This is a genomic window from Betaproteobacteria bacterium (assembly GCA_016194905.1).
Lineage (GTDB): Bacteria > Pseudomonadota > Gammaproteobacteria > Burkholderiales > JACQAP01 > JACQAP01.
This window is the reverse complement of sequence record JACQAP010000007.1, coordinates 22673-35406: the sequence shown is the minus strand read 5'-3', so window position 1 is coordinate 35406 and position 12734 is coordinate 22673. Positions and strand designations below refer to the sequence as shown.

Here is a 12734-nt window from a genome sequence, read left to right as displayed (position 1 = left end):
TCAGGTTGCAATGGAAGTACAAGTCAAGTCGAGATCATTTTCTTCTCGATTCCCACACCGGCGGCGAGCGCCCTCTCGTACTCGAGCGGGATGGTGGCCGAGTCCTGCAGTGCAATGCCGGTGGAGTCGAACAAGGTGATGTCCTTGTCCGAATTCCGCCCCTTCTTTTTTCCGATGACGACTTCGCCGATTTCCCCGGCGATGTCCGTTTCCTTCAGCACACCTTGCGACAAGGGCACATTGATCTCTCCATCGGTCCGGCACTGGCGGATGTCGTCCACGAAGATGCGTGCGCGTTTCAGGATGGCGGCTTCCAGTTCCTGATCGCCGCCCTTGTCGGCACCCAGGGCGGCGATATGCGTGCCCTCGCTGATCCATTCATTCTTGACAATAGGCCCGCGCGCCGGCGTTACCGTCACTACCACGTCGGCACCGCGCACGGTTTTTTCCAGGTTGGTGGTGGCGATCAGCTTGAAACCCTCATATTTCGGCCGCTGCTCCTTGACGAAGTGGTCCAGCGTTGCCTGCGAGCGGCTCCAGACCCGGACCTCCTCCCAGCGGAAGACCTCGTTGCAGGTGGCGAGCACGCCGGCGGCCATGTGCCCCGCGCCGACGATGGCCAGCACCTTCGAGTCCTTGCGCCCCAGCCATTTGGCCGAAACAGCCGCAGCCGATCCCGTGCGCATGACAGTGTGATGGCTGCCGTCGCAAATCGCCAGCGGGAATCCGGTTTCAGGATGGGTATAGATCAGGATCGAAAATACCGTAGGCAGATCGTGGTTCTTGCGGTTGTTCTCGCGGATCGACACCCACTTGCAGGCCGCGGCCTCGGGTTCTTCGATATAGGAAGGCATCGCTTCCCACTCCCCCGGATACTTGGCGAGGACGATGTGGCCCTTAGGGTCCATGTAGAAACGCCGCTCGCCGTGCATGCGATACGCCTGTTCCACGCATTGGTTGTATTCCGCCGGGGTCAACAATCCCATCATTTCGGTGCGGCCGAGGATAAGGGTCTTGCGGTTGCGCCAACTTTGCATTTGCGGTGTCCTCGATCCGGTGCAGCGTTTGCCTGACTGGTGCTGTCGCGCCTATTTTTTCTTGCGCGGGCTGCGCCGGGCGAAGTCGTTGGCAATGTCGTCGAAGGTGGTGAACCTCACGCCTGGATGACGGATGATGTGATTGAACAGGCGCTCCAGCATCAGCAACACCTGCGGGCGGCCGGACACATCCGGATGGATGGTCAGGGTGAAAACCGCGTAATCCATTTCCCGATATACCCAGTCGAACTGATCGCGCCACATCTCCTCCAGATGCCTGGGATTGACAAAACCATGCGAGTTGGGCGCCTTCTTGATGAACATCATCGGCGGCAGGTCGTCCAGGTACCAGCTTCCAGGAATCTCGATCAGGTCGGTTTCCACGCCACGTTCGAGGGGCTTCATCCACTCCTTTGGCTTCTTCGAAAAATCGATCAAAGTCCACTTGTCGCCGACGCGAACATAATACGGCTCGAAGTCCTTGTGCATCAGGCTGTGGTCGTACTTGATGCCTTTCTTCAACAGCAGCTCGTTGGAGACGGGACTGAATTCCCACCAGGGCGCTACGTAGCCTGTCGGTCGGCGGCCCGACACTTTTTTCACCAAGTCGATACATTTGTCCAGAACCGCCTCTTCCTGCTCGGGGGTCATGGAGATCGGGTTCTCGTGCGAGTAGCCGTGAATGCCTATTTCGTGTCCGGCCTCAACCACCATCGCGGTCTGCTCTGGAAAGGTCTCAATCGAATGTCCTGGAATGAACCAGGTTGTCTTCACTCCGAAACGTTTGAAAAGATTGACCAGCCGGGGCATGCCGACTTCTCCCGCAAACATGCCGCGCGAGATGTCGTCGGGTGAATCCTCTCCTCCATAGGATCCCAACCAGCCGGCGACTGCGTCTACATCCACACCAAAAGCACACAAGATCTCTTTGGCCATTGATTTCTCCTTAGTTATTTGGCATTCCGGAAGCTACACTGGCGACGTGCGCCAGACGCCGCACCCGGAAAGTTCAGCAGCGTTGGGATTCGGCGGGGTAGCATAATTTATTTTAGGATCGTAATCTATAGAATATAGAGTTTAGATTGTCAACAATAATGGCCAATTTGAAAAAAATTGCAACTGAATCAGTGATGCGGACGACCTTGAGCGAGGCTGCGCATCAGGCGATCCGCAGAAAAATCATTACTGGGGTGCTTGCACCAGGCTCGAAGTTGGTTGTCGCTAACCTTGCGAACTCGCTCAACCTGTCCGCCACGCCAATAAACGAAGCTTTGGCGGCGATGGAGCGAGAGGGCCTCGTCACTTACGCACCGCACCGCGGATACTTTGTGCGCACAGTGACGCCCGAAGATATCCAGGAGATTTACTTGGTGAGAGAAACCTTCGAACTGCTCGCCGTTCGACATGCCGCAAAGAATGCCCATAAAAAAGTTGCGGAACAACTCGGCGAGATACTTCGGCAATCCCGGCAATCCCTACGGACGACCGATACCACTCAATTCAGCGATCTCGACCTGGATTTCCACCACGTCATCTGGAGCAGCCTGAACAATTCTTTGGCCACCCGAATTGGTGAACTTATCGGCGCTCAGATCCGCCTGCTGGTAGCAACTACCGCTCGCGCCCCCGGCCGCTTTCGCGGCGCATTCGAAGAGCATAACGAAATCTACAAGGCCATCAAGAACCGCAATCCCGTGCGGGCCGAAAGCGCGATGCGCAAGCATCTTCGAAACGCCAAGACCGCACTGGAACGGGCTGTTCTTGAAGATCTCCGCGCCCCAGCATCGCGTGTATCGAAAACAAAATCCAAGCCTCTATCTGCAGCAGTCATTAACCGTCAACCATTCAGCATGAAACGTGGCACCCGACAGAAGGCGGTTTAGGGCTTTCGCATGAAAGAATTAGCGCACGCGAGGCGCGCCCCTTTGCTCAATATTATCGTGCGGACAGACAGGTGATTCGCACCGTCGCCGTGCGCAAGTAGGCAAGCGCCGGCTCCCTGACAACGATCACCCGCCCTGCTCGCTTGCCGCGCTCGCAATTCAATCTTCGAACGGGCGTATTGCTTCAATTCTTCGCTGAACGCCCTCCGATTTGCTCGGCGGTTGCCTTGCCAGCGCGATCGCGGCGCCGCGTTGTCGGGATTGCCTGGAATGGCGTCTTGAAGATATCCAGGAACTCGAACCCCGGCGTTCTTTGCATCAGCTGCTCGAATTTTTCGAGAAGTAACGCCGGCGGCAACCAGGGATAGGACAATGCAGACTGCATGGCATGCAGGATCTTTCCATCGCGATCGTCGATGATGTCCATTCTTTCGATGTGGATGTGCATCGCCGCAACTTGCGTATTTGCATCGCTCCGCTTCTCGAAGGTCCATTTGTAATAGCCCTTACCAATCCGCAGTCGGGAAGATGCGGACTCGCACATCAGCACCAGCCATGGCAGGATCGCGATCCTGTCTTCCTGCTGCGGCGTAAAGTCACAAATGTAGTAGGTCTTGCATCGGCTGAACTTGGTGCCGAAATCGACAATAAGCGTTTTTGTTATGTCATCGAGGCCAACAACTCTGTGAGGAAAGCTGATCGTATCGGTGGCGATCGAGAACGTCAGAACCGCGTTCGCATCATAGATTGTCTGCATTATATGCGGTCGTACGTGGTCTTTCGCTTCGACGTAGCGTTCTAACAGGGACCGAGGTGTTAACATCCACTGTCCTAGGTTCTGTCGCAGAGTTTGAGAGCCGATTGGCCCCTCCCGTTTGCCAGTTCCGCCAATTCACCGGGCGAACTGAACAAGCGCACCGGCATTTCGCTCGAAAGCTCTGCATGGCTTCCGTAGCCCCACAGAACCCCCGCAGCTTGCAGCCCGTTTCTGTGTGCAGCGATCATGTCGACAGAGCGATCGCCGACCATGATGGACGACTTGCTCACCTTACCTTGCGCTAGCAGGACAGCCATCTGTTGCCACTTGTGAGTTCCAATCTCGCCGCCGTCGATGAAACGAAAATACTGTATGAGCCCGAACATCGTAAGGATCTTTTCCGCAAAGTCTCTGCGCTTCGAAGTACACACCGCCATCGGAGTATTTGCGGCACGCAGAGCTTCAAGTGCCTCAACGACTCCGGGGTAGAGCTTATTCTCTGAATACCCGACATCCGCGTAGCGCTCTCGGAATTTGGTAACAAGTGCGTTGACTTCTGATTCCGCGCTACCGCCTGTAATTGCCTTGAACGTTTCGTCCAGTGGCGTGCCAACGTAGGTGGCAAGGTCCGCGAATGCGAGGGGCTCATAGCCGAAGTGAGATAAGGCATGGTTGAGCGAATGACCAATCCCTTCCATTGGATCGCTGAGCGTTCCGTCAAGGTCGAACAGCACGAGATCGTAGGGCATGGACAGGAGCTAAAGTTGCGCTGCGCGCGGCTCGCAGAGTCGGGACATCGTACGGTGCTTTTAGCCCGCCCGCACCAGCTTGATATCGAGCCGGATCAGCTTCGGCGTCTTGCTGGGGGCGCGATCCGCGTATTGACCGGTACGCAGAAGATAATTGAGCGCCTCCTCGCCGTCCTTGACCCAATGCACCGTGTTCAGAAAATTGATCTTGCGCAATGCGCGCATCGTCATCTCCGCGTCGCGTGGATTGTCTTCCGCCAGGAGGATTTCCACTTGATCGTAGTCAACCATTGTCAGTTCTCACCGGTAATGTGAAATAGAAAGTCGCGCCCTCTCCAAGCCTGCTATCTGCGCGAACGCCACCGCGATGGCGGGTTACGACTCGATGGACGATCGCCAAGCCCACGCCCGTGCCTTCAAATTCCTCCGCCTTGTACAGACGCTGGAAAACGCCGAAGAGCTTTATTAAACCCGCTTGAATCTGTGAGAAAGTTCACTATTTCGCCCCTCATACCTCATGTACCCTTCTTAAATGCGCGTGACGATCGGCGGCGCGCTCTTCGGGATAGGAAACTGTCCACCATTTCTGGCGAGACCGCAGGGCTTAGCAGAAAGCCCTGCATTTCATCGCATTGCAGTAGCCGGAGGATATTCAACTGCTCCCCCGTCTCAACTCCTTCCGCCACTACTTTTAGACCAAGCGAATGGGCCAGCGAAATTACCGCCGATACAATGGTCCTGCTTTCCGAACTTTGGCTCATGCCCAGGACGAACGACCGATCAATCTTGAGCGTATCCATCGGTAACCGCGCGAGGTAATTTAGCGAAGAATATCCGGTGCCGAAATCATCGATCGCGATGGTCACCCCCAGGTCGCGCAACGCCTTGAGCCGCACGATATTGCGCTCGATGTCTTCCATCAACAGGCTTTCTGTGATCTCCAGCTCGAGCGCAGGCTTCAGGCCTTCTTGAGACGCCAGCGCAAGCTGCACGTCCTGCACGAAATGCTGGTCGCGCAGTTGCTGGGCTGAAACATTTACCGCAACCCGCGGTACCAAAAGCCCCTTGCCACGCCATCGTTGCTGATCCACGAGCGCCTGGCGCAGCGCCCAGCGTCCCACCTCGAAGATCATCCCCGTCTCCTCCAGGATATGGATGAACTGCAGAGGCGGCACCATACCAGTATCAGGATCATTCCAGCGGATCAGCGCCTCGACGCCGGTGATTTTGCCGGTGGCCGCATCGAACTTGGGCTGGTAATGCAGTACAAACTGCTCAAGCTCGATCGCCCTGCGCAACTTGGTTTCCAGCACCAGCATTTCGGCTACCCGTGCCGTCATTTCGGGTGCGTAGAATACAAATCGTTCTTTGACCTGCTTGGCTCTCTTCAGTCCTGCTTCGGCATTTTTCAACAGGGATTCGGTGTCGGATCCGTCCGTCGGATAAACTGAAATCCCGGCGCGGGCGACGATTCGAAACTCCACCCCATTGATAACAAATGGCGTGCCGAAGCAGGTTTTCATCCCTCCCTCGATCAGGCGAGCGAGTTCGTTGACGTCGCGCGCGCCGCGTATGACCACGGCGAAAACATCCGCCATCAAACGGGAAGGATTGGACAATCGAGTCGTCGTCGCACTGGACTCAAGGCGACGAGCGATCAGGCGGAGCAACTCATCGCCCGTCTGTCGACCCTGTGTCTCGTTCACCATGCGAAACCGTTCCACGTCCATCAAGACTACCGCTGCCAGATCGGTTTTTTTGGCGTCCATATGCAGGTATTGGCTCAGTCGTTCACTGAATAGCGATCGATTGGGCAGTCCGGTCAGCGTGTCGTAATAGGCGAGGAAGTCGACCTTCTCTTCCTTGGCGATGAACTCCAGGCCGAACGATATGTCCCCGGCCAGCTCCGTCAGCAGCTTGACCTCCTCGTCGTCGAAAAAATTCCGCTCCGGCGCATACAAGGTAAGAATCCCGAACGTCTTCCCCTCCACGTACAGCGGCAGCACGATGACTGCCTTTGCACCCTGGCGAATGGCCGCTCGCCTGACACTCAACGTATCCGGCCCAAGCTCGCTCCCCATTTCACCCAGACCGCGCTCGATGTCGTTGTCGAAGGCGGGCCGCTTTTCCCGCAATGCGACTTCTGCGGTGCCTCCCGGCACCAGCCCGACCGGACGATTGGAAGAGTCGCTGCCGGCACCGAAATCCATTGGCAGACCCGCTTGCCCAACCGGCACGAGCGTTTTGCTTGCATGGTCCATCATGGCGATCCACCCGATCCTGAATCCGCCATGCTCCACGGCGATGCGGCAGGCCTCCTTGAATAGCTCCTGGCGGTCACGGATGCGCACGATCGCCGAATTTATGCCGCTAAGTACTGTATGGATCCGGCTCAGCCGCGCGATCCTGTGTTCCTGCTCCTTGCGTTCGGTGGTATCCTCCGCGATTCCCGCGATACGCCTCCGCCCAGGCCCGAGGCGCCGCATAGAGGCTCTGGCGACTCCGGCCCCATATTTCCTCGTATGTGGGGCTGATGTAGAGCATTTCGTCTTTCGACGGATCGGTCAGCCAGAATACATCGCGGATGTTCTCGGCCACCTGGCGGAACCGCTCTTCGCTTTCCAGCAGGTCCATTTCGGCGCGTTTGCGCTCGGTGATATCCCGGATGTGGGCACTGAAGAGCGTTTGGTCCGGGAGCCGGATAGGTACCACGGTGAGTTCGACGGGAAACTCGCTCCCGTCCTTTCGCATCGCGGAAACCTCTATGCGCCTGCTCAGTATCGGCGCCTCCCCGGTAGCGTGATAGTGCTTCAGCCCCCGTCGATGGGCTTCGCGCATGCCGGCCGGAATGATGAGTTCGGCGAGTTCCTTCCCCAGCACTTCTTCGCGCGCGTAGCCGAAAGTTTTTTCCGCCGCCGGATTGAATTCGATGACACGGCCTTGTGCGACAATCGTGACGATACAATCGAGCGCCGATTCGAAAATTGCACTCTTGCGCAATTCGCTTGCCCTGAGGGCGTATTCCGTGTCTCTGCGGACCGTTCGTTCCCGCTGTTCCTGAATCGCCCGCACCACTGCGGAGGACAGGCGAATCAGATTGGTCTTCATGACGTAGTCGTTCGCGCCCTGTTTCAGGGCACGAATCGCATGCTCTTCACCGATCGAACCCGAGACGAAAATGAACGGGATATCCGGGAAATGATCGCGTGCGATGGCGAGGGCTTCCGTGCCGTCAAAATTCGGCATGGTGAAGTCCGAAAGGATCAAGTCGGGTTTGAATTCCTCCAGCTCCCGACGATATTCGGCCGCGGTCTCCACCCGGCGCGCGTCGACCACGATGCACGCGCGCTTGAGTTCCCACAGCGCGAGCTCGGCGTCGTTCGGAACGTCCTCAACGATCAGGATCTTGAGTTGCCTGCTCATGAAGTCTTCCGGGAAGACGCCCGTGGAATGGTGCGTGGGATCACTTTTCAACACGACGGTTTCTGGACAGGGTGAATTCCGGATGCTGATTCAAAGATGAGGCTGGTGGCCACACCCCGTGCGACACGTCGGGAAGCGGAGCAAAAAACAAGATGGCGGTTCGCTGGCAAACTAACGTCGATAAGTGCGTCCTAAAGAATCCGGCTGTCGCGAAGGGAGGAACGCGAATCAGTCGGCGGCCGCTCGGAGTCAGTTGGAGAACGCCAGCGAGGGGAAAGACACCCGCCATCTCGCCTGAAAAGGTACGCTTGCGGGCGGCAGAACCTAACTTTAGTTTTGCCGTCATGACACGCCGTTCTCCTTTAAGGTTGTGTTCGCTTTCTGTAACGAACATTTGTTTGCGAATTACTCATTGATTAGCACCCGGTTTCGGCCGGTATGTTGAATTCGAAGTGCGCAGCGCGAACTCCCGGTCGGTCAGCACCTCGATCGCCCCCTCGAACTCCGTGGCCTTGTCGAAGAAAAAACCACCGCCCAGCGCCCGGCACTCTTGCCGCGCCTTGGTACTGGGAAAGCTGGTCGGCATGATGACCACCGGCGCGCCGGGTTCGCGCTTGACCTGCCGCAGCACATCGAAGCCGTTGCTGTCGTTCAGGCGAATGTCGAGAATCACCCCTTGCGGGTGGCAGCGCCGGATCAGCGCCTGCGCCGCACGCCTGGTTTCACAGGCGAGTTCGATCCCGGGCAGCCCGAAATCAGGGCCGCCAAGCACTGCTGTACCAGCGGCTAGCTGCAAGAAACACTCTTCTCGCCATTCTGTTCTTTCCCGATTTCGGCAGTTCTTCACTACGCGGCGTTGCCCGAAATCCAGCTGAAAATTCGATTCTTCGTCCGTGGGGAATGCTTGAGAAGTCACTTTTGGAATACCACGGGGAAGCGGCCGCCGTCCGATGTGAGCACTTCAGCCGAGTCTTATCCTTTCGAATCCGGTTCGCGAGACCAGCGAATAGAGCGCCAGCGTCCAGTCTGAATTCTAATGATGAAGACCTACGGATGCCGTCGCGTACAGCCGACAAACTGCGTCAGATATTTCCTGACAGCGCCTGCGTCGCGGTTATTCGAGAGAAGTAATGCCCTGCCGGATCGCGAATCTGACAAGATTCGCGAGGTCGCGAATGTCGAGTTTGTCCATCATTCGAGCGCGGTAGGTCTCCACCGTTTTGGGTGAGAGCGACAGCGTTTCCGCGATTTCGGCGATAGAGTGTCCCTCGGCGAGCATTTGCAGGACTTGTCGCTCGCGGGAGCTAAGCCGCAGAATTGGGTCGTCCGAGGCGGCTTTGCGGACGACGTGGTCAATCAAACTTGCATTCAATTGTCCGCTGAGATAGTGCCTGCCTTCGTGCGCCGCCCGAATCGCATCGACCACTTCCTTGGCCACTGATTTCTTCGCGATATAGCCTGCTGCGCCAGCCTGCAGTGCACGGTACACGTGAACCGGGTCCGAGTACGCGGAGAGCATGATGACGCGGGTCTGAGGGCACCGCTCCCGGATGATCCGCGTCGCCTCGGTGCCGTTCAGAACGGGCATGGCAATGTCCATGAGGACCACGTCCGGACTGTGCTCCATTGCACTGCTCACGGCCTCGCGGCCGTCCTCGACCAGAGCGACGACTTTCATGTCGGCCTGCGCCTCGACCAGATGGCGCAAACCTTCAGCCACAACGCGGTGATCGTCGGCGATCAGAACACTGATCGTCATGTCAGCGTGGAACCCGCACGGTGAGTCGTGTCCCGCGGCCGGGCAGCGCCCGAACCTCGAAGCGCCCGCCGACTGCCTGCGCGCGCTCTCTCATCGTCACCATGCCGAGTCCGGGCTTCGGCTTGTCCGAGGTAGCCTCCACGCGGTCGAAGCCGATTCCGTCGTCCTGCACGGACATCACGCATTCGCCGTTCGCATGATCGAGCGCGATTTCGACGTGCCGCGCGCGGGCGTGTTTTACGACGTTGTTGAGCGCCTCCTGCGCGATGCGAAAGAGCGCGATTTCGACCTGAGGTGCCGGTCGCACAGCCGGCTCGCTTCCGCTTACCGCGACCGCGATCCCCGTTCGCATGGAGAAATTACTCGCGTGCCAGTCCAAGGCCGCCGCGAGACCGTGGTCGTCGAGCATCGACGGTCGCAGCTCCGACATGACGTTCTCGATCGCGTCCATCGTCGACTCGAGAAGCGCCGCCGAATCGTCCACTCGTGCCCGAACCTCGCCGTTTCCGCTCGAAGCGAGCGCCTTCTGAAGGATATCGAGGTTGATTCTCAGGGCGGTCAGGTACTGGCCGACCCGATCGTGGAGCTCGCGGGAAAGCTGCCGGCGCTCAGATTCCTGCAGTTCGACCAGCCGCCGCGACAGGGCCTGGTGCTCTGCCGCCGACCGCCGCAAGGCGTCCCCAGCGTGCTTGCGCTGGGTGATGTCCTCCGCAACGCCAGCGATCCGGTACACCTTTCCAGACCGATTTTTTATGGGAAATCCACGGTCACGGATCCATCGCACAGACCCGTCAGGTCTTACGATGCGGTATTCCACCTCAAATCCCTGTTCCCGCTGCCTTTCAAGGATGCCGACCACATGCTCGCGATCCTCAGTGTGAATCGCCTCCATGAACGATCGCGGCCGTTGACGCAGGCTTTCCAGAGATCGTGCCCAGATGACCTCATACGCGGGACTCACGTAGAGCAGTTCGTCCATGGCGGGTGTGGTCATCCAGACCACCTCCCGGATGTTTTCGGCTAGCTGGCGGAACTTTTCCTCGCTCTCGCGCAGTGCATTCTCGGCCCGCTTTCGGTCCTCGATATCGGTACTCGTTCCGTACCACTTTACGATATTCCCCTGTTCATCGCGCAGCGGCACAGTGCGTATCAGGAACCAGCGATATTCTCCGTCAGCGCGGCGCAAACGCATTTCATCCTCGCACGGTTCCCCGGCAGCCATGTCCAGAGACCACTTTCCCATGACCCTTGGAAGGTCTTCTGGATGAACTGTGCGAGTCGACCCTTCAAGTGCCTCCTCCAAAGAGAGGCCCGTATATTCCAGCCAACGCTGATTGACGAAATCAACGGCGCCGTCAGGCAGAACGCTCCAGGCCATCGTGGGAATTGTGTCGATGACAAGCCGAAGGTGATCTTCCTTTTGCCGCGACAACGCTTGAATCTCCCCGGCCATCTGCCGCGAAGCCTCCTCCGCGTGCTTGCGCGCGGTAATGTCCTCGATAAGTGCGACCATGTAGCGAGGCTCGTCCGCCGGACCGTGCAGGAGCGCCACGGTATTGTGCACCCAGACTAATTGGCCGTCCTTTCGACGATAGCGCTCGTCGATCACAAAGGCCTCGCGCTTGCCCGCGAGCAGCTCGTCGATCAGCGCCTTGTTTTGTGGATAGTCTTCCTCGTGGGTGACGTCCGCGATGGTCTTGCCTTGCAGCTCCGCTTGCGTGTGGCCCACCAGCCGCGCAAACGTCGGATTGACCCGGACGATATTCCCCGCGAGGTCGGTGATTCCCATACCGCACGGCGCCCCTTCGAAAACCGTCCGCAACAACTCCTCGCTGCTCTTCGCCTCGACCGCCAAACGCACCATCTGCGTGGCCATGTCGATCAGGTGGATGTGATCCGTCGACGGCAGGCGCGGCTCGCTGTAATACATCGCAAATGTCCCGAGCACAGTGTTGTCGTCCGAAAGAATCGGGGTGGACCAGATCGCGCGCAGGCCGTTGCGGACCGCGATGTCGCGGCAGTCCTCCCAAAGCGCATCAACCCCAGTGTCTTTCGTGTACACCGGTTTGCGCAGGAACGCCGCTGTCCCGCACGAGCCCATGTTGGGCGCGATGCGCAGGAACGGGTCGATGCCCGCCTTGTAATCCTCGGGGATGTTCGGCGCAGCGGCAAACCTGAGCCGCTGCTGCATGGTGTCCACCAGCAGCACGGCGCAGCGCATACCGTCAGCCTGCTCCTCGATCAGCCGGACCAGGGTTTCGAGAATCTCCCGTAGCGGCGCGCCACTGGCGATCCGCTCGAGCACCCGGCGCTCGCTATCAAGAAGCGCGACGCGAGTCTGTTGTTCGGTTATGTGTGAAGTCACGCCCGAAATCTCTTCCCAATCGCGACACGCTCGCGCATGAGGAGCGACATTCCCACATCCCTGGCTCGCCTCGCCGCGTTCAGGTCACCCGCGTAGGCGGCGATGATCGATCCCATCATCAGGATTTGCCACTGTCTTGCCAAGCGATCCGGGTTGCGCACGCCTGCGTCCTCAACCCATTGTCGCAGGAGTGCGCGGATCGTCTCGATGTGGCGCACGGCCGCATTTCGAACGGGATGCCTTAGGTCACTCTGTTCGAGCAGCGCTTTCGCGAAGGAACAGCCCTCGAAATCGGACCGACGGAACCACGTGTCAAAAGTATCGAACACGGCAAGCAGGCGCTCGCCGGGCATTCGGGCCCGGCGCTCCACCTCTTCCTGCAGCCAAGCCCGCGTCCACAATTCCTCACGACGGCGGAGAAAAGCGAGTGCGAGCTTGTCTTTGGAAGCATAGTGCCGATACAAAGTCATTTTCGCCACACCAGAGCGTGCAACGACGGTATCAACGCCCACCGCACGGATTCCGTGGCGAGAAAAAAGCTCGTACGCGGTTTGATCTATGCGCTCTCTCGCGCTGGCGGAGCGAGAGGAGATTGGCTTTCGATGTTTGGATCGAGGTGCTTTCATTCGAGAGACCTCTACGATTAGACAGGCCGGCTTGCACATTTTAAGTATAGACGAACCGAGTACTACTTCCATTTCTATACAGCTCTGTCTCTCCAATCTACCTCAAAGGACGATTCAAGTTGTACTTCTGTTCGT

Annotated in this window: 13 protein-coding genes; 1 reads left to right on the top strand and 12 read right to left on the bottom strand. The window is 58.1% G+C overall.

The window, feature by feature from the left end:
- Positions 1-23: 23 nt before the first annotated feature.
- The gene (locus HY067_03330; protein ID MBI3526978.1) at positions 24-1037 is read right to left on the bottom strand and encodes an ornithine cyclodeaminase family protein; all 1014 of its coding nucleotides are present in this window, start codon (positions 1035-1037) and stop codon (positions 24-26) included.
- 51 nt (positions 1038-1088) lie between these two features.
- Entirely contained in the window at positions 1089-1973 is an 885-nt protein-coding gene (locus HY067_03325; GenBank protein ID MBI3526977.1) for a polysaccharide deacetylase, read from the bottom strand.
- Between the two features lie 158 nt (positions 1974-2131).
- Here HY067_03325 and HY067_03320 point away from each other — a divergent pair, with 158 nt between their 5' ends.
- Positions 2132-2920, top strand: a complete 789-nt coding sequence (locus HY067_03320) for a GntR family transcriptional regulator (protein MBI3526976.1) — start codon at positions 2132-2134, stop codon at positions 2918-2920.
- A gap of 184 nt (positions 2921-3104) precedes the next feature.
- Here the strand turns inward: HY067_03320 and HY067_03315 are convergent, their stop codons facing one another.
- The 10 genes from HY067_03315 to HY067_03270 all read right to left on the bottom strand — a co-directional run bounded on the left by HY067_03315 (position 3105) and on the right by HY067_03270 (position 12599).
- Positions 3105-3677: a hypothetical protein gene (locus HY067_03315; GenBank protein MBI3526975.1), complete on the bottom strand. Its 573-nt coding sequence runs from the start codon at positions 3675-3677 to the stop codon at positions 3105-3107.
- A gap of 74 nt (positions 3678-3751) precedes the next feature.
- Positions 3752-4432 carry an HAD hydrolase-like protein gene (locus HY067_03310; GenBank protein ID MBI3526974.1) on the bottom strand — a complete coding sequence of 227 codons (681 nt, stop codon included), beginning with the start codon at positions 4430-4432 and terminating at the stop codon, positions 3752-3754.
- 54 nt (positions 4433-4486) lie between these two features.
- Positions 4487-4717, bottom strand: a complete 231-nt coding sequence (locus HY067_03305) for a hypothetical protein (protein ID MBI3526973.1) — start codon at positions 4715-4717, stop codon at positions 4487-4489.
- Entirely contained in the window at positions 4710-4907 is a 198-nt protein-coding gene (locus HY067_03300; protein MBI3526972.1) for a hypothetical protein, read from the bottom strand. The genes HY067_03305 and HY067_03300 overlap by 8 nt, the downstream gene beginning before the upstream one ends.
- A 34-nt stretch (positions 4908-4941) precedes the next feature.
- Positions 4942-6777, bottom strand: a complete 1836-nt coding sequence (locus HY067_03295; protein ID MBI3526971.1) for a GGDEF domain-containing protein — start codon at positions 6775-6777, stop codon at positions 4942-4944.
- 19 nt (positions 6778-6796) lie between these two features.
- Positions 6797-7849 carry a PAS domain S-box protein gene (locus HY067_03290; protein MBI3526970.1) on the bottom strand — a complete coding sequence of 351 codons (1053 nt, stop codon included), beginning with the start codon at positions 7847-7849 and terminating at the stop codon, positions 6797-6799.
- A gap of 409 nt (positions 7850-8258) precedes the next feature.
- Complete coding sequence (locus HY067_03285) at positions 8259-8645, bottom strand: response regulator (protein ID MBI3526969.1); 387 nt, start codon at positions 8643-8645, stop codon at positions 8259-8261.
- 318 nt (positions 8646-8963) lie between these two features.
- On the bottom strand, positions 8964-9608 hold the full coding sequence (locus HY067_03280) for a response regulator transcription factor (protein MBI3526968.1): 645 nt from the start codon (positions 9606-9608) through the stop codon (positions 8964-8966).
- A gap of 1 nt (position 9609) precedes the next feature.
- On the bottom strand, positions 9610-11973 hold the full coding sequence (locus HY067_03275; GenBank protein ID MBI3526967.1) for a PAS domain S-box protein: 2364 nt from the start codon (positions 11971-11973) through the stop codon (positions 9610-9612).
- Entirely contained in the window at positions 11970-12599 is a 630-nt protein-coding gene (locus tag HY067_03270) for a TetR/AcrR family transcriptional regulator (protein ID MBI3526966.1), read from the bottom strand. The genes HY067_03275 and HY067_03270 overlap by 4 nt, the downstream gene beginning before the upstream one ends.
- Between the last annotated feature and the right edge of the window lie 135 nt (positions 12600-12734).